The sequence below is a fragment of the Pseudomonas sp. Root71 genome, from assembly GCF_001429045.1.
GTDB lineage: Bacteria > Pseudomonadota > Gammaproteobacteria > Pseudomonadales > Pseudomonadaceae > Aquipseudomonas > Aquipseudomonas monachiensis.
Window position 1 is genome coordinate 335,818 of sequence record NZ_LMHY01000027.1, and the last position, 25,393, is coordinate 361,210.

The window sequence follows — 25,393 nt, forward strand, 5'->3', positions numbered from 1 at the left end:
AGCGCATGATGCGCCGCCGCGCCTGCGGTCGAAAGAGAAGACCATGAAAGACACCATCCGCCAGCTGATCCAACAAGCCATCACCCAACTCGTCAACGAAGGTGTGTTGCCTGAAGGCCTGTCGCCGGCGATCCAGGTGGAAAACTCCCGCGACAAGAAGAACGGCGATTTCGCCAGCAACATCGCCATGATGCTGGCCAAGCCGGCCGGCATGAAGCCCCGCGACCTGGCGGAAAAAATCATCGCCGCGCTGCCGACTGACGAAAATGTCGCCAAGACCGAAATCGCCGGCCCCGGCTTCCTGAATTTCTTCCAGAACACCGACGCCCTGGCCTCGCGCCTGGACGCTGCCCTGGCCGACGCCCACATCGGCGTGCGCAAGGCTGGCCCGGTGCAGCGCACCGTGGTCGACCTGTCGGCGCCGAACCTGGCCAAAGAGATGCACGTCGGCCACTTGCGCTCGACCATCATCGGCGACGGCGTGGCCCGTGTGCTGGAATTCCTCGGCGACACCGTGATCCGTCAAAACCACGTCGGCGACTGGGGCACCCAGTTCGGCATGCTGATGGCTTACCTGCAGGAAAACCCGATCACCAGCGACGAGCTGTCGGACCTGGAGAACTTCTACCGCGCCGCCAAGCAACGCTTCGACGAATCCGCAGAGTTCGCCGACCGCGCCCGTGGCCTGGTGGTCAAGTTGCAGGCCGGCGACGCCGACTGCCTGGCACTTTGGACCAAGTTCAAGGACATCTCGCTGTCCCACTGCCAGAAGATCTACGAACTGCTCAACGTCAAACTGACCATGGCTGACGTGATGGGCGAAAGCGCCTACAACGATGACCTGATCAACGTGGTCAACGACTTGAAGGCCGCAGGCATGCTGGTCGAGAGCAACGGCGCCCAGTGCGTGTTCCTCGACGAGTTCAAGAATGCCGACGGCGACCCGCTGCCGGTGATCATCGTCAAGGCTGACGGCGGCTATCTCTACGCCACCACCGACCTGGCAGCCGTGCGCTACCGCAGCGGCAAGCTCAAGGCCGATCGCGCGCTGTACTTCGTCGACCAGCGTCAGGCCCTGCACTTCCAGCAAGTGTTCGCCGTGGCGCGCAAGGCCGGTTTCGTGACCCATCCAATGGAAATGGAACACATGGGCTTCGGCACCATGAACGGCGCGGACGGTCGTCCGTTCAAGACCCGTGATGGCGGCACCGTGAAGCTGATCGACCTGCTGACCGAAGCCCAGGAGCGCGCCTACACCCTGGTCAAGGACAAGAACCCGGAACTTGCCGAAGCCGAGTTGCGCAACATCGCCAAGGTGGTGGGCATCGGCGCAGTGAAATACGCCGACCTGTCCAAGCACCGCACCAGCGACTACAGCTTCAACTTCGACCTGATGCTCAACTTCGAAGGCAACACCGCACCGTACCTGCTGTACGCCTACACCCGCGTGGCCGGTGTGTTCCGCAAACTCGGCAAGGACTTCAGCGAAGTCGACGGCCAGATCGTCCTCGAAGCGGCCCACGAACACGAACTGGCGGCGAAGCTCGCGCAGTTCGGCGAGATCCTGAACAACGTGTCCGAAAAAGGCACCCCGCACATCCTCTGCACCTACCTGTACGACGTCGCCGGCCTGTTCTCCAGCTTCTACGAGAACTGCCCGATCCTCGCCGCCGATACCCCGGCACAAATGCAGAGCCGCTTGCGCCTCGCCGCGCTGACCGGACGCACCCTCAAGCAAGGCCTGGAACTCTTGGGCCTGGAAACTCTGGAGCGCATGTAAGTTGGCTGCCAAGAAAAAACCTGCACCCAAGCGTGGCGCCAGCCGTTACCAAGCTCCTGCAAAGCAACCGATCCCGGGTTGGTTGTGGATGGCGATCGGCCTGACGGTCGGCGCCTTCATCGTATTCCTGATGAAGCTGGAACCGGGCAAGGGCAGCGACACGGTCAAGCGTGAGAAAGTCGAGCAACAGCAACAGCAGAAAGCCAGCAAGATCGCCGAGGCCAACAAGACCCCGCCGAGCCCGACGCAACCGGTGAAGCCGAAGTACGACTTCTACACCTTGCTGCCGGAATCGGAAGTCATCGTGCCGCCGGATGCCGTGCCGGAGAAAACCCTGCCGACACCGCAAGTGCCGGCTATCCCGACCACGCCGGTCACCCCGGCCGAAGCGGCGAAGATCGACACGGCTCGCGCCCAGGCTGCCTTGGCCGGGATTACGCCGCCTCCTGCGCCGCCGGTGAAGGCTGCGCCGGTGACCAAGTTCTTCCTGCAGGCTGGCTCGTTCCGCAAAGAGACCGATGCGGACAAGGTTCGGGCACAGATCATCCTGCTGGGCCAGGCCGTGGCGGTTGAGTCCGGCACGGTGAAGGACGAAACCTGGTATCGGGTGCTGGTCGGTCCGTTCAGCAACCGCGAACAACTGACCACCGCGCAGAAACAATTGGCCGGTGCAGGTTTCAGCAATTTGTTGTTACAACAACGCCAGAGCCGCTGATCCCTTCAGAACCACCGCGTCATCGTTCATCGCGAGCAAGCTCGCTCCCACAGGGTTTTACGCTAACCCTGTGGGAGCGAGCTTGCTCGCGATGGCGTCATTTCCAACACCACATATCTCCATTTGTAACACGCCGCCCGTCCCCTCTTCCGCTACGCGGTTGAAATCCTCTCCACCACCCCCATATGAATGGGCATAAGGCATTTTCGCCCCGCTGCGTGGAGACTCTTCCCTTGACCACCATCGTTTCAGTTCGCCGCCACGGCAAAGTCGTCATGGGCGGCGACGGCCAGGTTTCCCTTGGTAATACCGTGATGAAAGGCAACGCGAAAAAAGTTCGCCGCCTGTACCACGGTCAGGTCATTGCCGGTTTTGCCGGTGCCACCGCCGACGCCTTTACCCTCTTCGAACGTTTCGAAGGCCAGCTTGAAAAACACCAGGGCCACCTGGTGCGCGCCGCCGTCGAACTCGCCAAAGAATGGCGCACCGACCGCTCCCTGAGCCGCCTTGAAGCCATGCTCGCGGTCGCCAACAAGGACGCCTCCCTGATCATTACCGGCAACGGCGATGTGGTTGAACCCGAAGACGGCCTGATTGCCATGGGTTCCGGTGGCGCCTACGCCCAGGCCGCGGCCAGCGCGCTGCTGAAAAAGACTGATCTGTCGGCCCGTGAGATCGTCGAAACCGCCCTCGGTATCGCCGGCGACATCTGTGTATTCACCAACCACACCCAGACCATTGAGGAGCAGGACTGCGCCGAGTAAGCCTGTTTCGGCCCCGCGCCACGGCTCATTCTTGCTTGAGGTCCTTTAAATACTATGTCCATGACTCCCCGTGAAATCGTCCACGAACTCAACCGCCACATCATCGGCCAGGACGATGCCAAGCGCGCCGTCGCCATTGCCCTGCGCAACCGCTGGCGCCGCATGCAGCTGCCTGAAGAGCTGCGTGTTGAAGTAACGCCAAAGAACATCCTGATGATCGGCCCGACCGGTGTCGGTAAAACCGAGATCGCCCGTCGCCTGGCAAAACTGGCCAACGCGCCGTTCATCAAGGTCGAAGCAACCAAGTTCACCGAAGTCGGCTATGTCGGCCGCGACGTCGAATCGATCATCCGTGACCTGGCCGATGCCGCGATCAAGCTGCTGCGCGAACAGGAAATCGTCAAGGTTCGCCACCGCGCCGAAGACGCCGCCGAAGAGCGCATCCTCGACGCCCTGCTGCCACCGGCACGCATGGGCTTCAGCAGCGACGACGCCCCGACGGCCGACTCCAATACCCGCCAGCTGTTCCGCAAACGCCTGCGCGAAGGTCAGCTGGATGACAAGGAGATCGAAATCGAGGTCGCCGAAATGGCCGGCGTCGATATCTCCGCGCCACCGGGCATGGAAGAAATGACCAACCAGTTGCAAAGCCTGTTTGCCAACATGGGCAAGGGCAAGAAGAAAGCCCGCAAACTCAAGGTCAAGGAGGCGCTGAAGCTGGTGCGCGACGAAGAAGCCAGCCGCCTGGTCAACGATGAAGAATTGAAGGCCAAGGCCCTGGAAGCGGTCGAACAGCACGGCATCGTGTTCATCGACGAAATCGACAAAGTGGCCAAGCGTGGCAATTCCGGTGGCGTCGATGTATCCCGCGAAGGCGTGCAGCGCGACCTGCTGCCGCTGATCGAAGGCTGCACCGTCAACACCAAGCTGGGGATGGTCAAGACCGACCACATCCTGTTCATTGCTTCCGGTGCGTTCCACCTGAGCAAGCCGAGCGACCTGGTGCCCGAGTTGCAAGGCCGCCTGCCGATCCGTGTCGAACTCAAGGCCCTGAGCCCCGAGGACTTCGAACGCATCCTCAGCGAGCCTCACGCCTCGCTCACCGAGCAATACTGCGCACTGCTGAAAACCGAAGGCCTGGGCATCGAGTTCCAGCCCAGCGGTATCAAGCGCATCGCGGAAATCGCCTGGCAGGTCAACGAGAAAACCGAAAACATCGGTGCCCGTCGCCTGCACACCCTGCTCGAGCGCCTGCTCGAAGAGGTGTCGTTCAGCGCCGGTGACCTGGCCAGCGTCCATGACGGCAAGGTGATCCAGATCGACGCCGACTACGTCAACAGCCACTTGGGCGAATTGGCGCAGAACGAAGACCTGTCCCGTTATATCCTGTAAGCAACTCTTACAGCGATAGAGAACCTGTGGGAGCGAGCTTGCTCGCGATGAGGCCATCTCATTCGATATTCATGTTGAATGTGATACCGCAATCGCGAGCAAGCTCGCTCCCACAAGGATCTCCACAAAGCGGACATCCGGCCATGATCCCCACCGACATCAAGCTGCACAAAGCCTCGAAAACCCTGACGCTCAAATACGCGTCCGGCGAGGAATACACCCTGCCCGCCGAGTTCCTGCGCGTGCACTCTCCTTCCGCCGAGGTCCAGGGCCATGGCAAACCCATCCTGCAATTTGGCAAGATCAACGTAGGACTGACCAAGCTGGAACCGGCCGGTCAGTACGCACTGAAACTGACCTTCGACGACGGCCACGACAGCGGCTTGTTCACCTGGGAATATCTGTACGAGTTGGGGCGACGTTATGACGCACTCTGGGAAGATTATCTGGCCGAGCTCAAAGCCGCCGGAAAAACCCGCGATCCGAACGAATCCGTCGTCAGGCTGATGCTCTAATCCGAGCCTCTTGCTCTTTAGAGGGCATTTTCTAATTTCATCTGTTTGAATGCTCCGCTCCAGGGCCGCCGATTGGCCTGCTTGCGAAAAAAATTAAACTCGGGTAACCAATGGAACTGGCAAGTTCCCTGCAGTGCTCTCTGCATTAAAAAGCAGCGATGCAGTATTAACGGTCACCCCGAGCAGTAGTACCTGGCATTGGCTGTGTGACTACACAGCAGGACCCGGTACTCGTCTCAGGACAATGGAGCGTCGTAGATGAGTAACAAGAATAACGATGACTTGAAGAGTCAAGCCTCGGAAAACACCTTGGGGCTGAATCCTGTCGTTGGACTGCGTGGAAAGGATCTACTGGCTTCTGCTCGAATGGTGCTCAGGCAGGCCATCAAGCAACCGATTCACAGCGCCAAGCATGTCGCTCATTTCGGCCTTGAACTCAAGAACGTGCTGCTCGGTAAATCCGAGCTGCTACCGACCAGCGATGACCGTCGTTTCGCGGATCCGGCCTGGAGCCAGAACCCGCTCTACAAACGCTATCTGCAAACCTACCTGGCGTGGCGCAAGGAACTCCACGACTGGATCGACGACAGTAACCTGCCGGCCAAGGACGTCAGCCGCGGGCACTTCGTGATCAACCTCATGACCGAGGCCTTCGCCCCGACCAACACGGCGGCCAACCCGGCGGCGGTCAAGCGCTTCTTCGAAACCGGTGGCAAGAGCCTGCTCGATGGCCTCTCGCACCTGGCCAAGGACCTGGTGCATAACGGCGGCATGCCGAGCCAGGTCAACATGGGCGCATTCGAGGTCGGCAAGACCCTTGGCGTGACCGAGGGTGCGGTGGTCTTTCGCAACGACGTGCTGGAGCTGATCCAGTACAAGCCGATCACCGAGCAGGTGCATGAACGCCCACTGCTGGTGGTACCGCCGCAGATCAACAAGTTCTACGTTTTCGACCTGAGCCCGGAAAAGAGCCTGGCGCGATTCTGCCTGCGCAACAACATGCAGACCTTCATCGTCAGCTGGCGCAACCCGACCAAGGAGCAGCGCGAGTGGGGCCTGTCGACCTACATCGAAGCGCTCAAGGAAGCGGTTGATGTGGTCACCGCCATCACCGGCAGCAAAGACGTGAACATGCTCGGTGCCTGCTCCGGTGGCATCACCTGCACCGCGCTACTGGGCCACTATGCGGCAATCGGCGAGAACAAGGTCAACGCCCTGACCCTGCTGGTCAGTGTGCTCGACACCACCCTGGACAGCGACGTGGCCCTGTTCGTCGACGAGCAAACCCTCGAGGCCGCCAAGCGCCAGTCGTACCAGGCCGGTGTGCTGGAAGGCCGCGACATGGCGAAAGTCTTCGCCTGGATGCGCCCCAACGACCTGATCTGGAACTACTGGGTCAACAACTACCTGCTGGGCAACGAGCCGCCGGTATTCGACATCCTGTTCTGGAACAACGACACCACCCGGTTGCCCGCCGCGTTCCATGGCGACCTGATCGAGATGTTCAAAAGTAACCCGTTGACCCGTGCCGATGCACTGGAAGTGTGCGGAACGCCGATCGATCTGAAGAAGGTCACCGCCGACATCTTCTCCCTGGCCGGCACCAGCGACCACATTACCCCGTGGCGTTCCTGCTACAAGTCGGCGCAACTGTTCGGCGGCAACGTTGAATTCGTGCTGTCCAGCAGCGGGCACATCCAGAGCATTCTGAACCCGCCGGGCAATCCGAAATCGCGCTACATGACCAGCACCGAAATGCCCGCCAATGCTGATGACTGGCAGGAAGAGTCGACCAAGCACGCCGACTCCTGGTGGCTGCACTGGCAGGCGTGGCAAGCACAGCGTTCGGGCAATCTGAAAAAAGCTCCGCTGAAACTGGGCAACAAGGCCTATCCAGCGGGTGAAGCCGCACCGGGCACCTATGTACACGAGCGGTAACTGACACACCTCAACTTCCCTGTGGGAGCGAGCTTGCTCGCGATGACGGTGGCAGGTTTGGCATATGCGCTGACTGACACTCCGCTATCGCGAGCAAGCTCGCTCCCACAGGGGGCGAGGATGAATTGGAAAAAGCGACCCACAGGGCCAGAAGCATGCCGCAACCCTTCATATTCCGTACCGTCGATCTGGATGGCCAGACGCTCCGCACGGCGGTACGCCCCGGCAAGCCTCACTTGACGCCCCTGCTGATTTTCAACGGCATCGGCGCCAACCTGGAGCTGGTGTTCCCGTTCATCGCGGCACTGGACCCGGACCTGGAAGTCATCGCCTTCGACGTACCCGGCGTTGGCGGTTCGTCAACACCGAACCGGCCTTATCGTTTTCCGAGCCTGGCGAAACTCACGGCGCGCATGCTCGACTATCTCGACTATGGGCAAGTCAACGTCATCGGCGTGTCCTGGGGGGGCGCACTGGCCCAGCAGTTCGCCTTCGACTATCCGGAACGCTGCAAGAAACTCGTGCTGGCCGCGACGGCGGCGGGTGCGGTGATGGTGCCGGGCAAACCGAAAGTGCTGTGGATGATGGCCAGCCCGCGACGCTACATCCAGCCGTCCCACGTGATCCGCATTGCACCGATGATCTACGGTGGTGCGTTCCGTCGCGACCCGACGCTGGCCGCGAGCCATGCGGCCAAGGTGCGTTCGGCGGGCAAGCTCGGTTACTACTGGCAGCTGTTTGCCGGCCTCGGCTGGACCAGCATCCACTGGCTGCACAAGATCCGCCAGCCGACCCTGGTACTGGCCGGCGACGATGACCCTCTGATCCCGTTGATCAACATGCGCGTGCTGGCCTGGCGGATTCCCAACGCCCAGTTGCACATCATCGATGACGGGCATCTGTTCCTGATTACCCGGGCTGAAGCGGTGGCCCCGATCATCATGAAATTCCTGGAAGAGGAGCGCCAGCGCGCGGTGATGCATCCGCGTCCGGCGCCATTAGGCGGCTAAAACCGCTGCATCAGCGGTCGGCAGGACGCCACGCCGCGCAACAACCCGTTACAGCGTCTATGGTGTTCTGGTTCGGTGTGTTTGTTTTTGGCCTGAAGACGAAGGAGTGTTGACTCATGCGCGAGAAACCAGCGAGGGATTCTTTACCGACTCCCGCCGCGTTCATCAATGCACAGAGTGCGATTACCGGTCTGCGCGGTCGGGATCTGCTGTCGACCCTGCGCAGTGTGGCCGCCCATGGCTTGCGCAATCCGGTGCACAGCGCCCGACATGCCCTCAAACTCGGCGGTCAGCTTGGCCGTGTGCTGCTGGGCGAAACCCTGCATCCGACCAATCCGCAGGACGCCCGCTTCACTGATCCGGCGTGGAGCCTCAACCCGTTTTATCGGCGTAGCCTGCAGGCCTATCTGAGCTGGCAGAAACAGGTCAAGAGCTGGATCGACGAGAGCGACATGAGCCCGGACGACCGTGCCCGCGCCCACTTCGCTTTCGCCTTGCTCAACGACGCCGTATCGCCCTCCAACACTCTGCTCAATCCACTGGCGGTCAAGGAGCTGTTCAATTCCGGCGGCAACAGCCTGGTGCGCGGCGTCAGCCATTTGGTGGACGATCTGCTGCACAACGATGGCCTGCCCCGGCAAGTCACCAAGCAAGCGTTCGAGGTTGGCAAGACGGTCGCCACCACCAGCGGTGCCGTGGTGTTTCGCAACGAGCTGCTGGAGTTGATCCAGTACAAGCCGATGAGCGAAAAGCAGTACTCCAAGCCCCTGCTGGTGGTGCCGCCGCAAATCAACAAGTACTACATTTTCGACCTGAGCCCTCACAACAGCTTCGTCCAGTTCGCCCTGAAAAACGGCCTGCAAACCTTCATGATCAGCTGGCGCAACCCGGATGTGCGCCATCGCGAATGGGGGCTCTCGACCTACGTGGAAGCCGTGGAAGAAGCCATGAACGTCTGCCGGGCGATCACCGGAGCACGGGAGGTCAACCTGATGGGCGCCTGCGCCGGCGGGCTGACCATTGCCGCATTGCAGGGTCACTTGCAGGCCAAACGGCAACTGCGCAGGGTGTCCAGCGCGACTTACCTGGTGAGCCTGCTCGACAGTCAGATGGATAGCCCCGCGACGCTGTTCGCCGACGAACAGACCCTGGAAGCGGCCAAGCGCCGTTCCTATCAGAAAGGTGTGCTGGACGGCCGCGACATGGCCAAGGTCTTCGCCTGGATGCGCCCCAACGATTTGATCTGGAGCTACTTCGTCAACAACTACCTGTTGGGCAAGGAGCCACCGGCGTTCGACATCCTCTACTGGAACAACGACAACACGCGTCTACCGGCCGCCCTGCATGGCGACCTGCTGGACTTCTTCAAACACAACCCGCTGACTCACCCGGGTGGCCTGGAAGTGTGTGGCACACCGATCGACTTGCAGAAGGTCACCGTCGACAGCTTCAGCGTCGCCGGCATCAACGATCACATCACGCCGTGGGACGCGGTGTATCGCTCGACGCTGTTGCTCGGTGGCGAGCGCCGCTTCGTGCTGTCCAACAGTGGTCATGTGCAGAGCATCCTCAACCCGCCGAGCAACCCCAAAGCCAACTACGTCGAGAACGGCAAACTGAGCAGCGACCCCCGTGCCTGGTACTACGACGCCAAGCGTGTCGACGGCAGTTGGTGGACCCTGTGGCTGAGCTGGATTCAGGAACGCTCCGGCGCGCAGAAGGAAACCCACATGGCCCTCGGCAACCAGAACTATCCACCGATGGAGGCGGCACCCGGTACTTACGTGCGCGTGCGCTGACGTTCAACGAGCCACGGCCGCTGTCGGCCGTGGCAAGACCCGATCATTAAGAAGACTGGATGAAAACCCGCGACCGGATCCTCGAATGTGCCCTGCAGTTGTTCAATCAAAAGGGCGAACCGAATGTCTCCACCATGGAAGTTGCCAATGAAATGGGCATCAGCCCGGGCAACCTCTACTACCACTTCCACGGTAAGGAACCGCTGATTCTCGGGCTGTTCGAGCGCTTCCAGGGAGAACTGACGCCCTTGCTCGATCCACCGGCCGATGCCGAACTGGCACCCGAAGAATACTGGCTGTTCCTGCACCTGATCGTCGAGCGCCTGTCCCACTACCGGTTCCTGTTCCAGGACCTGTCGAACCTCGCCGGGCGCCTGCCGAAACTGGCCAAGGGCATTCGCAATCTGCTCAATGCACTCAAGCGCACACTGGCGTCGCTGCTGGCGCGGTTGCAGGCGCAAGGACTGCTGGTCAGCGATACCCAGGCACTGGGGCAACTGGTGGAACAGATCACCATGACGCTGCTGTTCTCACTGGATTACCAGCGGATCCTGGATCGTCAGGGCGAGGTGCGATTGGTGGTTTACCAGATCATGATGCTGGTGGCGCCGCACCTGCTGCCGTCGATGAAGGCTGCAACCGAACAGATGGCGATGGAGTATCTGGAAGACCATTAAGATCAAAAGATCGCAGCCTTCGGCAGCTCCTACGATTGCCCTGTAGGAGCTGCCGAAGGCTGCGATCTTTTTCTATACACAAACAAAAACGCCCGGCCTTCACAGGCCGGGCGTTTTCTTGAGCCCTGAAAATCAGGACTGACTGGTTGGCGTCGTTGGAGCTGGCGCGACAGTCGGGGTGACAGCAGGGGTCGGTGCGGTCGCGGAGTTCGATGCGCTGACCGGAGCTGCCGGCGTTGCCGGTTTGGCAGCTGCCACTGCTGGTTTTGGCGCGGCGGCTTTTGGAGCTGCCGGCTTTTTCACCGCTGGTTTTTTCGCTGCAGCGGGTTTGGCTGCTGGCTTGGCCGCTGCAGTTTTCGCTGCAGGCTTGGCGGCCGGTTTAGCCGCAGGTTTAGCGGCGGCTTTTGCGGCAACCGGCTTGGCCGCTGGTTTGGCTGCGGCCGGTTTGGCGGCTGCAGTTTTAGCCGCAGGCTTGGCAGCAGGTTTGGCCGCTGCTTTTGCCAGTGGCTTGGCTGCGGTTTTGGCGGCCGGTTTGGCAGCAGGCTTGGCCGCCGCGGTTTTCGCCGCAACAGGCGCAACCTTGGCACCGGTCAGTTTTTCGATTTGCTTGGTCAGTGTTTCGACCTTGCTGTGCAGTGCCTTGACTTCGTTGCGGCTCGGTACGCCCAGACGCGAAATGGCGCTGTTCAGACGCTTGTCGAAAGCACCTTCCAGCTCATCCCACTTGCCCAGTGCGCGATCTTTCACGCCGCTGATACGCGATTTGGCCGAAGAAGCGGAGTCCTTGGCGGCGTCGACAGTCTTGCCAACAGCGCTCTTGGTGAGCTTCTCGGCTTTCTCGCCGTCTTTAACCAATGCATCGAAGAGTTTGCTGCCGTCAGTGTCGATCTTCGAGTACACGCCTAAACCAGCCAGCCAGATTTTTCGGGAGTAATCTTCAACCTTCCCGATCCACGAGCTGCCTTCTTTTTCGGTTTTCTTTTTAACAGCCATCCCGTTCTCCTTAAGATTTACGCGCGACACGTTCGAGCAATGCCGTCAGCTCATCGAGCTTAGCAGAGAGTGTCTCAACGTCATGTTTAGACGGAATACCGATACGATTCAAGGCACTTGCGACACGCGTGTCGAACGCCTTCTCGACCTTGTCGAGTTGAACTTCGACACGGCCTTTGAAAGTGCTGACTTCACTCTTGGCTTCATCGATCTCGGCATTGGCCGCTTCAAGTTTCTCGGCAACTACCTTTTTGCCTTTCTTTTCAACAACCTGACCAGCCTTGATCAGCTCTTGAAAGTACTCGCTGCCCTCTTGGCCGACCTTGGCGTAGGCACCCAGGCCTGCCAGCCAGATCTTGCGGGCATAGGATTTGACGTCGCCCAGCGTGCCAGTCGACGGGTCGATTTTTTTCTTCAAAATAACTTTGGCCATGGTGCACCTCACGCGCAGAAGGTTTGAGGAACTGCCCGCGAAATTGTCGGGCTTGGGCACAAAGTAGGGAGAAAAATTAGAAACGGCACCCTAACAACTGACATAAACCTTTGGCTTCGCCACAAAACAAATGTGGGAGCGGGCTTGCTCGCGAAGGCGTCAGGTCAGTCAATATCAATGTTGAATGACGCACCGCTTTCGCGAGCAAGCCCGCTCCCACAGGGGGATCTCATTTCAAACAGAAATCAGACCAACGCCTTGTCCAGCGCCTTCTCGATTTCCGCCTTGATCATGCCGCTCATGGCCGACATCATCAGGCCCAGTTCCACGTCGACCTTGATCGAGTCTTCACTGACATGCACCGCGCCCTTCACACCCGAGCGCTTGAGGTTCAGGGTGTCGCCGGACCACTGCGGCTCCAGGCCATACTGGTCGGAAAGTTTCTGCGCCAGCTTGTCGGCCTTTTCGCGAGCCGCTTCCTTACCCAGGCCATGGGCACGTTCAACACTAATACGGGCCATCGAATGACTCCTGCTTTATGGATGCTTTCCCGAGGCATCTTGACCTCTGCTGCGTCAAAACGTCCCGATGGTTGCCCATCTTACCTTCAGCCTTGCCAAGACAAAGCATGCCTTGGGGATTAGAATGTCGCGCATTCTCTTTTGGTGACAGCGATATGACTGATCAGCGCAAAGGCAGCGATGCCGAACCCACCACTCACTTCGGCTTCAAAAACGTTCCGGAAAGCCAGAAAGCGGAAAAAGTCGCTGAGGTTTTCCACTCGGTAGCCGCCAAGTACGACCTGATGAACGACCTTCTGTCGGGCGGCATGCACCGCCTGTGGAAGCGTTTTGCGATCGAATTGTCGGGCGTGCGCACCGGTAACCGCGTGCTGGACATCGCCGGCGGTACCGGCGATCTGACCCGCAAGTTCTCGCACCTGGTAGGCCCGACCGGCCAGGTCGTGTTGGCCGACATCAACGAATCCATGCTCAAGGTCGGTCGTGACCGCCTGCTGGACCTCGGTGTGGCCGGCAATGTCGAATTCGTCCAGGCCGATGCGGAAAAACTGCCGTTCCCGGACAACCATTTCGACTGCGTGACCATCGCCTTCGGCCTGCGTAACGTGACCCACAAGGAAGATGCCCTGCGCTCGATGCTGCGCGTGCTCAAGCCTGGCGGCCGTTTGCTGGTGCTGGAGTTCTCCAAGCCGACCAACGCGCTGATGTCCAAGGCCTACGACGCCTACTCGTTCGCCTTCATGCCGCTGATGGGCAAGCTGATCACCAACGATTCGGAAAGCTATCGCTACCTGGCCGAATCGATCCGCATGCACCCGAACCAGGAAACCCTGAAGTCGATGATGGTCGAGGCCGGTTTCGATCGCGTGACCTATCACAACATGACCGCAGGCATCGTTGCCCTGCACCGCGGCATCAAGCCCTGATGCTGCTCGCCGGCCTGCTCGCCAGCGTTGAACTCGGCCTGAACCGGGGGCTGCGTCTCGACAGCACGGCGCTGCCGCGGCTGGCGCACTTGACCGGCAAAGTGATTGCCGTCGATTGCCGCAGCCCGGCGCTGCAACTGTTCATCCTGCCCAGCGACGAAGGCCTGATGCTCGCCTCCCAGTGGGAAACCGGCGCCGATTGCACCTTGCGTGCACCGGGCTCGAGCCTGTTGAAACTGGCGATGAGCAAGGACAAGACCTCGATCCTGCACAGCCCTGAAGTCGAACTCGATGGCGACAGCGGCGTGCTGCTGGAACTGGCGGCGATCCTCCAGGACCTCGAACTGGACTGGGAGTACGAGCTGTCGCGCTGGCTCGGCCCGGTAGCCACGCAGCTGGTCGGCGGTCACCTGCGCAGCCGCGCCCGCTGGTATCAACAAGGCTTTGCCAGCCTGGGCCAGAACCTGGGCGAATACCTGGCCGAAGAATCGCGCACCCTCGTCGGTCAGCGCGAGGCCGAAGCCCGATTCAGTGAACTGGACCAGATCAAGCTCGATCTGGAACGTCTCGAGGCGCGTTTCGAGCGCCTTTCCCGATCCCTCGACCCAAGCGATAACGCATGAAGCTGCTTGCCGTCCGCCGTTTGTTGCGCATCCAGCGCGTCGTGATCCGTTACCGCCTCGATGACCTGCTGTTCGCCCTGCCACTGCCCTGGTTCTTGCGGGCACTGCGTTATGCCTTGCCGTGGCGCTGGTTCCCACGCAAGACCCTGGACCTGAGCCGTGGCGCGCGCTTGCGCCTGGCATTACAGGACCTGGGGCCGATCTTCATCAAGTTCGGACAGATCCTGTCCACCCGCCGCGACCTGCTGCCCGAAGACATCGCCGATGAGCTGATGAAGTTGCAGGACCGGGTGCCGCCGTTCGACTCGCAAGTGTCGGTCAAGCTGATCGAAGAACAGCTGGGCAAGAAAATCAGCGAAGTGTTCAGCCGTTTCGACGTCGAACCGCTGGCCTCGGCCTCGGTGGCGCAGGTGCATGCCGCGCAACTGAAAACCGGTGAAGAAGTCGTGGTCAAGGTGATCCGCCCGGGCCTCAAGCCGGTGATCGCCCAAGACCTGGCGTGGCTGTTCATCCTCGCCCGCGCCGCCGAAAAACTCTCGGCCGATGCGCGCCTGCTGCACCCGGTGGACGTGGTCAGCGACTACGAAAAAACCATCTACGACGAACTCGACCTATTGCGCGAGGCGGCCAATGCCAGCCAGTTGAAGCGCAATTTCGAAGGCTCGCCGCTGCTGTACGTGCCGCAAGTCTATTGGGACTGGTGCCGGCCGAAAGTGCTGGTGATGGAACGCATCTACGGCATTCAGGTCACCGATCTGGCGACTCTTGCCGACCAGCGCACCGACATGAAAATGCTCGCCGAACGTGGCGTGGAGATTTTCTTCACCCAGGTGTTCCGCGACAGCTTCTTCCACGCCGACATGCACCCTGGCAACATTTTCGTCAGCACCGTGAATCCGTGGAGCCCGCAGTACATTGCCATCGACTGCGGCATCGTCGGCAGCCTGACCCCGGAAGACCAGGATTACCTGGCGCGCAACCTGTTCGCCTTCTTCAAGCGCGATTACCGTCGCGTGGCGCAGTTGCACATTGATTCGGGCTGGGTGCCGGCGGAAACCAAACTCAACGAGTTCGAAGCAGCGATCCGTACCGTGTGCGAGCCGATCTTCGAAAAACCGTTAAAAGATATTTCCTTCGGCCAGGTGCTGATGCGCCTGTTCCAGACTGCGCGCCGCTTCAACATGGAAGTGCAGCCACAATTGGTCCTGCTGCAAAAAACCCTGCTGAACATCGAAGGCCTGGGCCGCCAGCTGTACCCGGACCTCGATCTGTGGAACACCGCGCAGCCGTTCCTCGAACGCTGGATGCGCGAGCGGGTCAGCCCCAAAGCCCTGCTCGGCAATGTGCACAGCCAGTTCGAACAGATCCCGCACCTGGCCAACATGGCCCGCGACCTGCTCGAACGCATGTCACAACCCCATGCCCTCAACCCGCCGCCTTCGTGGCACCGACGCCGTGACGACTGGTTCCTGCGCCTGCTCGGTACGGCCCACCTGGCCGGTGGCGCCGTCCTTGCCGCGGGCGGTCCGCTGAACCAGTTGGCCTATTGGCCGGCGGGAATCATGATGGCGGTCGGTTTGTATCTGGTCGTGCGCCGATAGCCAGTTGTGTGAACGACTGGCACACTGTTTGAACGCCTGAGCTCGGCTATTGAAGTGTCGAGCCCGCTGTCGGAGTCGAAGATGAAAAACTGGCTGGACGAGATCAAGTGGGACGCTGACGGCCTGGTGCCGGCCATTGCCCAGGATCACAAGACCGGGCGCGTCCTGATGATGGCCTGGATGAACCGCGAAGCACTGGAACTGACCGCTGCCGAGAACCGCGCCATTTACTGGTCACGTTCGCGTGGCAAGCTGTGGCGCAAGGGCGAAGAGTCCGGCCATGTGCAAACCCTGCACGAGATGCGCCTGGACTGCGACGCCGACGTCATCATCCTGATGGTCGAGCAGATCGGCGACATCGCCTGCCATACCGGCCGCCAGAGCTGCTTCTACCGCGTCTATGAGAACGGCGACTGGACAACCGTCGACCCGGTCCTGAAAGATCCGCACGCCATCTATTGCGCAGGGCACAAACATGAGTGACACGCTGAACCGTCTGGCCGAGGTACTGGAAGAGCGCAAAGGCGCCGCTGCCGACAGCTCATACGTCGCCAGCCTGTACCACAAGGGCTTGAACAAGATTCTGGAAAAAGTCGGCGAAGAGTCGGTCGAAACCATCATCGCCGCCAAGGACGCCGCCGTCAGCGGCGACTGCAGCGATGTGATCTACGAAACCGCCGATCTGTGGTTCCACAGTATGGTCATGCTCGCCCAACTGGGGCAGCATCCACAGGCTGTACTCGATGAACTGGACCGTCGTTTCGGTCTCTCCGGACACGCCGAGAAAGCCTCGCGCCCGTCCGCCTGAATAACTATTAGAGAGGAGCAGCAGCATGGGCATTTTTGACTGGAAACACTGGATCGTCATCCTGGTGGTCGTGGTACTGGTGTTCGGCACCAAGAAACTGAAAAACCTTGGCACCGACGTCGGCGAGTCGATCAAGGGCTTCAAGAAAGCCATGAACGATGACGAAAAACCGGCCGATCCGAATGCGACCCCGGCCCAACCGGTTCCACCGGTACAGCCTCAGGCCTCTGTAAATCAGCCGCACACCATCGACGTGCAGGCACAGAAAGTCGAAGAGCCGATCCGCAAAGACGTGTGAGCACTGACTAATGTTTGGTATCAGCTTCTCTGAACTGCTGCTCGTCGGCCTCGTCGCCCTGCTGGTGCTGGGTCCCGAGCGCTTGCCGGGCGCTGCGCGCACCGCTGGCCTGTGGGTCGGGCGCCTGAAGCGCAGCTTCAACGCAATCAAACAGGAAGTTGAACGTGAAATCGGTGCCGACGAAATCCGTCGGCAACTGCACAACGAGCACATCCTGTCGCTTGAGCAGGAGGCGCGGAAAATCTTCACGCCGACCCAGCAGGAGCCGACGCCGGTGGAGCACGTGGGCGCGCAGACGATTCATGCGCCTGCCGCTGCCGTCGACCCGACACCCGCTCCCGTTGTCGCGCCTGTCGAACCTGCGCCTGTTGTTGCAGCCACTGCGGTTGAACCCGTTACACCTGCGGCTGCGCCCGTTGCGCCGGCCCCTCATGACCCAACACTGCCGCCGCGAGCCCCATGAGCGATCTTCCTGAAAACGACCAGCACATGCCGCTGGTTTCGCACCTCACCGAGTTGCGTACCCGTCTGCTGCGCTGCGTAGCGGCGATCTTCATCATCTTTGCCGGGCTGTTCGCCTTTACCCAGCAGATCTACACCTTCGTCTCCACGCCGCTGCGCGCGTACCTGCCCGCTGGCGCGACGATGATTGCCACTGACGTGTCGTCGCCGTTCCTGACGCCACTGAAGCTGACAATGATGGTCTCGCTGTTCCTGGCCATCCCGGTGATCCTGCACCAGATCTGGGGTTTCATCGCCCCAGGCCTGTACAAGCATGAAAAGCGCATCGCCGTGCCCTTGCTGGTCTCCAGCATCTTTCTGTTCTACGCCGGCATGGCGTTCGCCTATTTCCTGGTGTTCCCGCTGATCTTCAAGTTCTTCGCCTCCGCCACCCCGGCCGGCGTGGAAATGATGACCGACATCACCAGCTACCTCGATTTCGTCATGACGCTGTTCTTCGCCTTTGGCGTGGCGTTCGAAATTCCGGTGGCCGTGGTGCTGCTGGTGTGGATCGGCGTGGTCGACGTCAAGTACCTGAAGAAGATCCGCCCGTACGTGATCATCGGCTGCTTCGTGGTCGGCATGATCCTGACGCCACCGGACATCTTCTCGCAGACCCTGCTGGCCGTGCCGATGTGGCTGTTGTTCGAGATCGGCATCCTGTTTGGCAGTCTGATCAGCAAGCGTGGCGAGCATCCGGACGACCAGCCGGCTGACGATCACAACGACCAGCCGCCAGCGACTCAAGCGTGAACCTGCTGCTCCTTGAAGAGGCCGATTTCATTGCGGCCGACCGCGTGGTCCTGCGTGATCGCCGGTTGACCCACATGCAGGAAGTCCACCGCTGTGAAGTGGGCGACAGCATGCGCGTCGGGCGGATCGGCGGGCTGATGGGCTCGGCTGAAGTGCTGCGCCTGGACGCTGCTGAAGCTGAATTGCGCGTCACCCTCGATCAACCGCCACCCGCCAAGCTGCCGCTGACCCTGGTACTGGCCCTGCCGCGCCCCAAAATGCTGCGCAGGGTGTTCCAGACCGTGGCGGCCATGGGTGTGCCGCGTATCGTGCTGGTGAACAGCTATCGCGTCGAGAAGAGCTTCTGGCAGACGCCGTTCCTGGAGCCCGAGGCGATTCGCGAGCAGCTGATCCTCGGCCTCGAACAGGCCCGGGACAGCGTACTGCCGCAAGTCGTGATCGAGAAGCGCTTCAAGCCCTTCGTCGAAGACCGTCTGCCCGCGATCACTGAAGGCACCCTCGGCCTGGTGGGTCATCCGGGCAATTACCCGCCTTGCCCTCGCGCCCTCAGCGAACCGGTGACCCTGGCTATCGGCCCCGAGGGTGGCTGGATTCCCTACGAGATCGACCTGCTGGGCAAGTCCGGCCTACAACCGGTGCAACTGGGCGAACGCATCCTGCGCGTCGAAACCGCCGTAACCGCGTTGCTGGCACGCCTTTTCTAATCCCGAACACAATCCCACAGGTCATCATCCGCCCATACATCGGGCGACGCCTACAGAACCGCGCCCTCCTGCCGATACACCCCCCATAAAACCAAATTGTGGTCCAGGGAGTTTCAGCATGTACCAATGGCTAGCCGAGAATCTGGGAAACGTCAGCGTTAAACGCAAGCTGGGGATCGGCTTCGGCCTGGTGCTGTTATTGACCCTGCTGATCACCTTCACCGGCTGGAGCGGCCTGAGCGACGTGACCAGCCGTGGCGACAAACTGGGGTTCATCGCCAGTCTCAACGACCTGACCAAGGATCTGCGCATCGCACGTCTGAATTACGAGATGCGTCGCGGTGAACAAGGTCCCGGTGCTGTCAACGATCTGTTGGGCAAGCTCGAAAGCGGCCTGCAGACCGCCCGTGGCCTGATCGAGCAACCGGCCGATACGGCCATGGTCGATCAACAACTGGCCGCGGTCGCCGAATACCGTCGTGCCTTCAACGACATGACCCAGGCTGGCGCCCACCGTGAAGATGCCCGCAGCAAACTCGGCGCCACCGCCGACAACGCCGTGGCCCGCGTCGCCGAAGTGGAAAAATCCATGCTGCAAGGTGACAGCGTGGCGGCGTTCAACAGCGTGATCGACCTGAGCAAACTGATCCAGCGGGCGCGCTTCCAGGTGCGTGGCTACACCTACAGCGGCAAGAGCGAAGCCGAACAGCCAGCCCTAGACGCAATCGACAATGCCCTGAAGAACCTCGAGAGCCTGCCGGCCAAACTGCCTGAAGAAAACATCGCCAACCTGCAACAGGCAACTGACTCGCTGAAGGCCTATCGCGCCGCCGTCAGCCAGTTCCGCGACTCTCAGGTGGCCAGCGCCAAGGCTCTGGCACGCATGTCTGCCCAAGGCGAAATCCTGTTGGACATGAGCCAGAAACTCACCGCCTCGCAAACCGTCGTGCGTGATACCGACGCCGCCCACGCCAAGAACATGCTGACCCTCGCCACCGTGCTGGCCATCGCCTTCGGCCTGTTGGCCGCCTGGGCGATCACCCGGCAGATCATCATTCCGTTGAACCAGACCCTGGTCGTGGCCCAGCGCGTCGCCAGTGGCGACCTGACCCACAACCTGACGTCCCAGCGTCGCGACGAGCTCGGCCAGTTGCAGCGTGCCATGCAAAGCATGACCCAGGGCTTGCGCGAACTGATCGGCGGCATCAGCGATGGCGTCACGCAGATCGCCAGCGCCGCCGAAGAGCTGTCTGCCGTCACCGAGCAGACCAGCGCCGGGGTCAACAGCCAGAAGGTCGAGACCGATCAGGTCGCCACCGCCATGAACGAAATGGCCGCCACCGTACAGGAAGTCGCGCGCAACGCCGAAGAGGCCTCCGAAGCCGCCGTCGCCGCCGACCAACAGGCCCGTGAGGGCGACAAAGTGGTCGCTGAAGCCATCGCCCAGATCGAACGCCTTGCCAAGGAAGTCGGCCACTCCACCGAGGCCATGGGTGAACTCAAGCGCGAAAGCGACAAGATCGGCAGCGTGCTCGACGTCATCAAGTCCGTGGCCCAACAAACCAACCTGCTGGCCCTCAACGCCGCGATTGAAGCTGCTCGCGCCGGTGAAGCCGGGCGTGGTTTTGCCGTGGTCGCCGACGAAGTCCGCAGCCTGGCCCAGCGCACCCAGAAGTCCACCGAAGAGATCGAAGAGCTGATCGTCGGCCTGCAAAACGGCACCCAGCAAGTCGCGACCATCATGGACAACAGCCGCACCCTGACCGACAGTAGCGTTGAACTGACCCGCCGCGCCGGCGGTTCACTGGAAAGCATCACCCGCACGGTGTCGGCGATCCAGGCGATGAACCAGCAGATTGCTGCTGCCGCCGAACAGCAAAGCGCCGTGGCCGAAGAGATCAACCGGAGCGTGCTGAACGTGCGGGATGTGTCGGATCAGACCTCGGCGGCGAGCGAGGAAACCGCAGCGTCCAGCGTTGAGCTGGCGCGGTTGGGGACGCATTTGCAGATGCTGGTGGGCAAGTTCAGGGTTTGACGGCATACCCATCGCGAGCCTGCTCGCGATTGCAACAACACGAAGTGACTGACATATCTTCAGCAAAGGCTTTTTCTGAGACAAAAAAAACCCGCTTTCGCGGGTTTTTTTATTATGCCAACTGAGGCTGTTCGCTCATTGGCTTGAGCGGTAGCAGCGGCGCGTGAGGGTCGGCCTTGACCGACTCGCGCCAGGCGCCCAGCCACTCTGGGTGACCTTCGCCCCAGACCTGCTCATGCAAGCGAGCCAAGGCCACCGGGTCGCTCAGCAGTTGCACCTTCTCGTTGTTGGTCAACCCTTGCGGGCCAACCTTCATCGCGTGGCGAACCCGCTCGATCCGCAGCCATTCAATCGGCTCGGCCTGATTGTGCCGGGAGGTCGCCAACGAGCACGCCAGGGCATTCTGTTGTGGGTCGACCACCGAACGGACAAAGCCGTCGTTCAGCGCATGCCAGCGGTTTTCGTGGGTGTACTGGTCGGTCGCCAGCAGGGCCTGCGGCGGATTGTATTCCTCAGGGATCAGGAACAGGCTCTCGTCACGTGACTTCAGGCCCAGGCCGACGCGGCTGGAGATCACCGATACCGGGATCGACAGCATCAACGAACCGACGATCGGCACCAGCCACCACAGGAAGCTCGGGTTCAGCCAGATCACCAGCATGGCCCAGAAGAAGCCCAGCAGGGTTTGCGGGCCGTGGCGCTTGACCGCCTCGCTCCATGGCGTGGAGTCGTCGTCACGTTGCGGCGAGTTCCAGGTCGCGGCCCAGCCGAGGAACGCGGCGAGGACGAAACGGGTGTGGAAGATCATCCGCACCGGCGCCAGCAGCATGGAGAACAGCATCTCCAGCAGCATCGACAGGGTCACCTTGAACTTGCCGCCGAACTCTTTCGCACCCTTGGCCCAGATCAGGATGATGCTCAGCAGCTTCGGCAGGAACAGCAGCACGATGGTGGTCGAGAACAGCGCAATCGCCTTGTCCGGGTGCCATTGAGGCCACAGCGGATAGAGTTGGCGCGGTTCGAGGAAGTACTGTGGCTCCATCAGCGTGTTGACCGCCAGCAGCGCGGTCGACAGCACCAGGAAGAAGAACCACAACGGCGCCGACAGGTAGGACATCACGCCGGTCAGGAACACCGCGCGGTGCACCGGGTGCATACCCTTGACCAGGAACAGGCGGAAGTTCATCAGGTTGCCGTGGCACCAGCGACGGTCACGCTTGAGTTCGTCCAGCAGGTTCGGCGGCAGTTCTTCATAGCTGCCCGGCAAGTCGTAGGCAATCCACACGCCCCAGCCAGCACGGCGCATCAACGCGGCTTCTACGAAGTCGTGAGACAGGATCGAGCCGGAGAACGCGCCTTTACCCGGCAACGGCGCCAGGGCGCAGTGGTCGATGAACGGCTTCATGCGGATGATCGCGTTGTGGCCCCAGTAGTGCGACTCGCCCAACTGCCAGAAGTGCAGGCCGGCGGTGAACAGCGGGCCATACACGCGAGTGGCGAACTGCTGCATGCGCGCATACAGGGTATCCATGCCCGACGCCCGTGGCGCGGTCTGGATGATCCCGGCGTCCGGCGTGGCTTCCATCAGGCGCACCAGACTGGTCAGGCACTCGCCGCTCATCACGGAGTCGGCGTCGAGTACGACCATGTACTTGTAGTCACCGCCCCAGCGACGGCAGAAGTCGTCGAGGTTGCCGCTTTTGCGTTTTACGCGACGACGGCGACGGCGATAGAAGATCTTGCCGAAGCCCCCGGCTTCACGGCAGACGTCCAGCCAGGCCTGCTGCTCGGCAACGCAGATGTCAGCGTCGTTACTGTCGCTGAGCACGAAGAAGTCGAAGCGGTCCAGGTCACCCGTGGCCGCCACCGACTCGAACGTCGCGCGCAGGCCGGCGAATACACGAGGCACGTCTTCGTTGCAGATCGGCATCACCAAAGCGGTGCGTGCATCCTTCGGAATTGGCTCGTTGCCGGCACTTTTACCGGAGATACGGTATTTATCGTGACCGGTCAGCAATTCGAGGAAGCCCATCAGCGCGGTCCAGAAACCGGCCGACACCCAGCAGAACAGAATCCCGAACAGGATCAGGATGCTGGTCTGCAAGGCATACGGCAGCACTTGCGTGGCGGTTTGCAGCAGCGGTTGGTGCAAGACTTCTTCGAGGTCGACGAACGACCAGCCCTGGTACGGCATGATGCCTTTCATGTACCAGCCGGCGACGATGGTCTGGCCGAGCATCAGCAGCAACAGAATGTAGCGACGGATCGAACCCACGGTGCGCCAGCGTGCGGCCGGCAGGACACGTTCGTCCTTCGGCGGCTTCGGCGGGTTGGTACGACCGGTCATCCGGCGCCAGCCACGCACCAGAATGTTGGTGCGCCACGGCTCCGGCACGACCTTGGTCCGCCGGATCGGCGGGGTCGCCTTGAGGCAGACCCGGCCGTTGGCGTCGAGCACCAGCATTTCCGCGTCCTGCAGCTCTTCGGCAGTGCTCAGGGTCAGGCGTTTGCCCACCGAAGCCTGGGCGGCTTCGGTCGGGGCGTCGAACGTCGACGATGACAGGCGTTCGTGCAATTCGCTGAAAGACTGGCAGCCCGCGAGTTCCGCGCGCTGCTGGTCGGTCATCGGCAGATGCGCCAGATACTCGGAAAGAGTTTCTGGCCGTACTTGAGAGTTACTCATCGGCAGGCAACTGATAGCTCCAGGTTTCGGTCAGGACTTCTTCAGTCGGTGCCGATTCCGGTGTGGCTGGGGCCGCGTCGGCAGCAACAGGCTGCTTGGCGTCTTTATTGGCCTGGTCCTTGGCATCTGCAACAGGCTTGGCTTCGGCCTGCTTGGCCTCCGCTTGCCTGGCTTCCTTGTCCGCTTTCTCTTGTTGCTTGGCGGCAACCTTGTCGGCCTTGGCAACCGACGAGTTCGACGCTGGAATCGAAGTCTTGGCCAGGTCCGCCGGCACGATGTTCTGCACCAGCGCGGCACGCATCTCGGTGGACTTGCCCGGGTCCTTGATCTTCATCCGCAGGGTCAGGCGCCAGCCCTTGGTTTCAGGGTTGTAACGCACGCTGTTTTCCACCAGCTCGGCGTTGTCGCCGACGCTGACCTGGCTGCGAACTTCCGTATCGGCCGGCAATGCCGCCAGGGACGGGCCTTCGAAGTCCACCAGGTAGGCAACGCTGCCGTCCGGCTGACGAATCAGGTTGGACTGCTTGACGTCACCCGTGGACCGCAGGGTCTGTTTGACCCAGGCGCTGTCCGGCGCGTGAATCGAGGCTTCATCCATGGTCCAGTGCATACGATAAGCGACATCGAGCGGCTGGCCAGGTTCCGGCAGTTTTTCCGGATTCCAGAAGGCGACGATGTTGTCGTTGGTTTCGTCGGCGGTCGGAATCTCGACCAGGTCGACTGTGCCTTTGCCCCAGTCACCCTTCGGCTCGATCCAGGCGCTTGGACGCTTGTCGTAACGGTCGTCGAGGTCTTCGTAATGGCTGAAGTCGCGGCCACGCTGCAGCAGACCGAAGCCGCGCGGGTTTTCCACGCTGAAGTTGCTCACGGCCAGGTGTTTCGGATTGTTCAGCGGACGCCAGATCCACTCGCCGTTGCCGGCATGGATCGCCAGACCGCTGGAATCGTGCAGCTCGCGACGGTAGTTCAGTACTTTCGACGGCTGGTTGGCGCCGAACAGGAACATGCTGGTCAACGGGGCAATGCCCAGTTTGCCGACCTTGTCACGCAGGAACATCTGCGCCTTGACGTCGACGATGGTGTCGCTGCCCGGACGCAGGGTCAGGCGATAGGCGCCGGTGGCACGCGGCGAGTCCAGCAGGGCGAAGATCACCAGGTGCTTGTCGCCTGGCTTGGGCTGCTGAATCCAGAACTCGCGGAAACGCGGGAATTCTTCGCCGGACGGCAATGCGGTATCCAGCGCCATGCCGCGAGCGGACAAACCATAGACGTGACCCTTGCCGACGACGCGGAAGTAACTCGCGCCAAGCATGGTCATGATTTCGTCTTGCTTGTCGGCCTTGTTGATCGGGTACAGCACACGGAAACCGGCATAACCCAGTTGTTCAGTGGCCTTTGGATCGAACTGCAAGTCGCCGAAGTCGAAACGACTCGGATCGTATTTGATCTCTTCGACGGTGTTGGCGGTGATTTCGTTGATTTTCACCGGCGTATCGAAATGCATGCCCTGGTGATAGAAGGACAGCTTGAACGGCGTCTTCTGATCAGCCCACTCGGCCTTTTCCGTCAGAAAACGAATTTTCTGATAGTCCGCGAATTTCATGTCGCGGAACTCGTTCGGCAGGTTACTGCGCGGCGCTTCGTATTTCTGCGCGGCCAGCTCTTTTGCCTTGACCGATACATCATCCAGACTGAATGCCCAAAGCTGACCGGCGCTGAGCAGGCAGAGCAGTGCAGAGCCCGCTACCAGGGCGCTGCGTAACCGTTTGGCAGACAATTTTGGTGCGTTACAGGGACTAACAATCACGAGCAACCCTCGCCGAAAACAGATCAAAAAACCAACGGCCAGTTAAAGGGCCTGCACGGTGTACGGTATGAAAAAACCGCCCTTGCAAACCACTCTTGCCAAGTTGGCGAGCATTGT

Annotated in this window: 24 protein-coding genes and 1 pseudogene; 20 read left to right on the forward strand and 5 right to left on the reverse strand. The window is 61.0% G+C overall.

The annotated features are described in order from the left end of the window. Window positions 1-43 precede the first annotated feature (43 nt). The 9 genes from argS to ASD95_RS22000 all read left to right on the forward strand — a co-directional run bounded on the left by argS (window position 44) and on the right by ASD95_RS22000 (window position 10,590). Window positions 44-1,780 (forward strand): arginine--tRNA ligase, encoded by a 1,737-nt coding sequence (gene argS / locus ASD95_RS21960; protein ID WP_056725713.1) that lies wholly within the window; start codon window positions 44-46, stop codon window positions 1,778-1,780. A 1-nt stretch (window position 1,781) separates the two neighbouring features. After that, complete coding sequence (locus tag ASD95_RS21965; RefSeq protein ID WP_007975583.1) at window positions 1,782-2,495, forward strand: SPOR domain-containing protein; 714 nt, start codon at window positions 1,782-1,784, stop codon at window positions 2,493-2,495. 233 nt (window positions 2,496-2,728) lie between these two features. Beyond that, window positions 2,729-3,259: an ATP-dependent protease subunit HslV gene (hslV, locus tag ASD95_RS21970; protein ID WP_007975582.1), complete on the forward strand. Its 531-nt coding sequence runs from the start codon at window positions 2,729-2,731 to the stop codon at window positions 3,257-3,259. Between the two features lie 54 nt (window positions 3,260-3,313). After that, on the forward strand, window positions 3,314-4,651 hold the full coding sequence (hslU, locus tag ASD95_RS21975; protein WP_056725716.1) for an HslU--HslV peptidase ATPase subunit: 1,338 nt from the start codon (window positions 3,314-3,316) through the stop codon (window positions 4,649-4,651). A gap of 143 nt (window positions 4,652-4,794) precedes the next feature. Further along, window positions 4,795-5,166 (forward strand): gamma-butyrobetaine hydroxylase-like domain-containing protein, encoded by a 372-nt coding sequence (locus ASD95_RS21980; protein WP_056725718.1) that lies wholly within the window; start codon window positions 4,795-4,797, stop codon window positions 5,164-5,166. A 258-nt stretch (window positions 5,167-5,424) separates the two neighbouring features. After that, window positions 5,425-7,104 carry a class II poly(R)-hydroxyalkanoic acid synthase gene (gene phaC, locus ASD95_RS21985; protein WP_056725720.1) on the forward strand — a complete coding sequence of 560 codons (1,680 nt, stop codon included), beginning with the start codon at window positions 5,425-5,427 and terminating at the stop codon, window positions 7,102-7,104. Window positions 7,105-7,259: 155 nt separating this feature from the next. Continuing rightward, complete coding sequence (phaZ, locus tag ASD95_RS21990; RefSeq protein WP_056725721.1) at window positions 7,260-8,114, forward strand: poly(3-hydroxyalkanoate) depolymerase; 855 nt, start codon at window positions 7,260-7,262, stop codon at window positions 8,112-8,114. Window positions 8,115-8,230: 116 nt separating this feature from the next. Continuing rightward, window positions 8,231-9,913 carry a class II poly(R)-hydroxyalkanoic acid synthase gene (gene phaC / locus ASD95_RS21995; RefSeq protein WP_056725723.1) on the forward strand — a complete coding sequence of 561 codons (1,683 nt, stop codon included), beginning with the start codon at window positions 8,231-8,233 and terminating at the stop codon, window positions 9,911-9,913. Window positions 9,914-9,972: 59 nt separating this feature from the next. Beyond that, the gene (locus ASD95_RS22000) at window positions 9,973-10,590 is read left to right on the forward strand and encodes a TetR/AcrR family transcriptional regulator (RefSeq protein ID WP_056725724.1); all 618 of its coding nucleotides are present in this window, start codon (window positions 9,973-9,975) and stop codon (window positions 10,588-10,590) included. Window positions 10,591-10,722: 132 nt separating this feature from the next. On the opposite strand, the gene ASD95_RS22005 is transcribed toward ASD95_RS22000, so the two are convergent. The 3 genes from ASD95_RS22005 to ASD95_RS22015 form a co-directional block, all read right to left on the reverse strand. Next, on the reverse strand, window positions 10,723-11,583 hold the full coding sequence (locus tag ASD95_RS22005; protein ID WP_056725726.1) for a phasin family protein: 861 nt from the start codon (window positions 11,581-11,583) through the stop codon (window positions 10,723-10,725). A 10-nt stretch (window positions 11,584-11,593) separates the two neighbouring features. Next, on the reverse strand, window positions 11,594-12,016 hold the full coding sequence (locus tag ASD95_RS22010; RefSeq protein ID WP_056725728.1) for a phasin family protein: 423 nt from the start codon (window positions 12,014-12,016) through the stop codon (window positions 11,594-11,596). A 245-nt stretch (window positions 12,017-12,261) separates the two neighbouring features. Then, the gene (locus ASD95_RS22015) at window positions 12,262-12,537 is read right to left on the reverse strand and encodes a polyhydroxyalkanoic acid system family protein (RefSeq protein ID WP_015093124.1); all 276 of its coding nucleotides are present in this window, start codon (window positions 12,535-12,537) and stop codon (window positions 12,262-12,264) included. A 155-nt stretch (window positions 12,538-12,692) separates the two neighbouring features. Between ASD95_RS22015 and ubiE the strand changes: the two genes are divergently transcribed. The 11 genes and pseudogenes from ubiE to ASD95_RS30420 all read left to right on the forward strand — a co-directional run bounded on the left by ubiE (window position 12,693) and on the right by ASD95_RS30420 (window position 20,786). Further along, on the forward strand, window positions 12,693-13,463 hold the full coding sequence (gene ubiE, locus ASD95_RS22020; protein ID WP_007989286.1) for a bifunctional demethylmenaquinone methyltransferase/2-methoxy-6-polyprenyl-1,4-benzoquinol methylase UbiE: 771 nt from the start codon (window positions 12,693-12,695) through the stop codon (window positions 13,461-13,463). Then, window positions 13,463-14,086 (forward strand): ubiquinone biosynthesis accessory factor UbiJ, encoded by a 624-nt coding sequence (locus ASD95_RS22025; protein WP_056725730.1) that lies wholly within the window; start codon window positions 13,463-13,465, stop codon window positions 14,084-14,086. Before ubiE ends, ASD95_RS22025 begins: the two co-directional genes overlap by 1 nt. Then, complete coding sequence (gene ubiB / locus ASD95_RS22030) at window positions 14,083-15,687, forward strand: ubiquinone biosynthesis regulatory protein kinase UbiB (protein WP_056725732.1); 1,605 nt, start codon at window positions 14,083-14,085, stop codon at window positions 15,685-15,687. Before ASD95_RS22025 ends, ubiB begins: the two co-directional genes overlap by 4 nt. Before the next feature lie 81 nt (window positions 15,688-15,768). Next, entirely contained in the window at window positions 15,769-16,170 is a 402-nt protein-coding gene (gene hisI / locus ASD95_RS22035; protein ID WP_007975565.1) for a phosphoribosyl-AMP cyclohydrolase, read from the forward strand. Then, entirely contained in the window at window positions 16,163-16,495 is a 333-nt protein-coding gene (locus ASD95_RS22040; RefSeq protein WP_056725734.1) for a phosphoribosyl-ATP diphosphatase, read from the forward strand. Before hisI ends, ASD95_RS22040 begins: the two co-directional genes overlap by 8 nt. Window positions 16,496-16,520: 25 nt before the next feature. Beyond that, the gene (locus ASD95_RS22045; RefSeq protein ID WP_007989280.1) at window positions 16,521-16,793 is read left to right on the forward strand and encodes a twin-arginine translocase TatA/TatE family subunit; all 273 of its coding nucleotides are present in this window, start codon (window positions 16,521-16,523) and stop codon (window positions 16,791-16,793) included. Window positions 16,794-16,803: 10 nt separating this feature from the next. Next, window positions 16,804-17,256: a Sec-independent protein translocase protein TatB gene (tatB, locus tag ASD95_RS28875; RefSeq protein ID WP_082562979.1), complete on the forward strand. Its 453-nt coding sequence runs from the start codon at window positions 16,804-16,806 to the stop codon at window positions 17,254-17,256. Then, complete coding sequence (gene tatC, locus ASD95_RS22055; RefSeq protein WP_007989278.1) at window positions 17,253-18,047, forward strand: twin-arginine translocase subunit TatC; 795 nt, start codon at window positions 17,253-17,255, stop codon at window positions 18,045-18,047. The genes tatB and tatC overlap by 4 nt, the downstream gene beginning before the upstream one ends. Continuing rightward, complete coding sequence (locus tag ASD95_RS22060; RefSeq protein WP_056725738.1) at window positions 18,044-18,751, forward strand: 16S rRNA (uracil(1498)-N(3))-methyltransferase; 708 nt, start codon at window positions 18,044-18,046, stop codon at window positions 18,749-18,751. Before tatC ends, ASD95_RS22060 begins: the two co-directional genes overlap by 4 nt. A 118-nt stretch (window positions 18,752-18,869) precedes the next feature. After that, a pseudogene (locus ASD95_RS30415) lies at window positions 18,870-19,931 on the forward strand (methyl-accepting chemotaxis protein); the annotation flags it as partial. A 141-nt stretch (window positions 19,932-20,072) separates the two neighbouring features. Beyond that, window positions 20,073-20,786 carry a methyl-accepting chemotaxis protein gene (locus ASD95_RS30420; protein WP_411741805.1) on the forward strand — a complete coding sequence of 238 codons (714 nt, stop codon included), beginning with the start codon at window positions 20,073-20,075 and terminating at the stop codon, window positions 20,784-20,786. Window positions 20,787-20,898: 112 nt separating this feature from the next. Here the strand turns inward: ASD95_RS30420 and mdoH are convergent, their stop codons facing one another. After that, window positions 20,899-23,469 (reverse strand): glucans biosynthesis glucosyltransferase MdoH, encoded by a 2,571-nt coding sequence (mdoH, locus tag ASD95_RS22070; RefSeq protein WP_056725741.1) that lies wholly within the window; start codon window positions 23,467-23,469, stop codon window positions 20,899-20,901. After that, complete coding sequence (locus tag ASD95_RS22075; protein ID WP_056725743.1) at window positions 23,462-25,276, reverse strand: glucan biosynthesis protein; 1,815 nt, start codon at window positions 25,274-25,276, stop codon at window positions 23,462-23,464. Before ASD95_RS22075 ends, mdoH begins: the two co-directional genes overlap by 8 nt. Between the last annotated feature and the right edge of the window lie 117 nt (window positions 25,277-25,393).

Coding starts and splice junctions, on each gene's coding strand:
- argS (WP_056725713.1), top strand. CDS start 44: ATGAAAGACACCATCCGCCAGCTGATCCAACAAGCCATCACCCAACTC.
- hslU (WP_056725716.1), top strand. CDS start 3,314: ATGTCCATGACTCCCCGTGAAATCGTCCACGAACTCAACCGCCACATC.
- ASD95_RS21980 (WP_056725718.1), top strand. CDS start 4,795: ATGATCCCCACCGACATCAAGCTGCACAAAGCCTCGAAAACCCTGACG.
- phaC (WP_056725720.1), top strand. CDS start 5,425: ATGAGTAACAAGAATAACGATGACTTGAAGAGTCAAGCCTCGGAAAAC.
- phaZ (WP_056725721.1), top strand. CDS start 7,260: ATGCCGCAACCCTTCATATTCCGTACCGTCGATCTGGATGGCCAGACG.
- phaC (WP_056725723.1), top strand. CDS start 8,231: ATGCGCGAGAAACCAGCGAGGGATTCTTTACCGACTCCCGCCGCGTTC.
- ASD95_RS22000 (WP_056725724.1), top strand. CDS start 9,973: ATGAAAACCCGCGACCGGATCCTCGAATGTGCCCTGCAGTTGTTCAAT.
- ASD95_RS22005 (WP_056725726.1), bottom strand. CDS start 11,583: ATGGCTGTTAAAAAGAAAACCGAAAAAGAAGGCAGCTCGTGGATCGGG.
- ASD95_RS22010 (WP_056725728.1), bottom strand. CDS start 12,016: ATGGCCAAAGTTATTTTGAAGAAAAAAATCGACCCGTCGACTGGCACG.
- ASD95_RS22015 (WP_015093124.1), bottom strand. CDS start 12,537: ATGGCCCGTATTAGTGTTGAACGTGCCCATGGCCTGGGTAAGGAAGCG.
- ubiE (WP_007989286.1), top strand. CDS start 12,693: ATGACTGATCAGCGCAAAGGCAGCGATGCCGAACCCACCACTCACTTC.
- ASD95_RS22025 (WP_056725730.1), top strand. CDS start 13,463: ATGCTGCTCGCCGGCCTGCTCGCCAGCGTTGAACTCGGCCTGAACCGG.
- ubiB (WP_056725732.1), top strand. CDS start 14,083: ATGAAGCTGCTTGCCGTCCGCCGTTTGTTGCGCATCCAGCGCGTCGTG.
- hisI (WP_007975565.1), top strand. CDS start 15,769: ATGAAAAACTGGCTGGACGAGATCAAGTGGGACGCTGACGGCCTGGTG.
- ASD95_RS22040 (WP_056725734.1), top strand. CDS start 16,163: ATGAGTGACACGCTGAACCGTCTGGCCGAGGTACTGGAAGAGCGCAAA.
- ASD95_RS22045 (WP_007989280.1), top strand. CDS start 16,521: ATGGGCATTTTTGACTGGAAACACTGGATCGTCATCCTGGTGGTCGTG.
- tatB (WP_082562979.1), top strand. CDS start 16,804: ATGTTTGGTATCAGCTTCTCTGAACTGCTGCTCGTCGGCCTCGTCGCC.
- tatC (WP_007989278.1), top strand. CDS start 17,253: ATGAGCGATCTTCCTGAAAACGACCAGCACATGCCGCTGGTTTCGCAC.
- ASD95_RS30420 (WP_411741805.1), top strand. CDS start 20,073: ATGAACGAAATGGCCGCCACCGTACAGGAAGTCGCGCGCAACGCCGAA.
- mdoH (WP_056725741.1), bottom strand. CDS start 23,469: ATGAGTAACTCTCAAGTACGGCCAGAAACTCTTTCCGAGTATCTGGCG.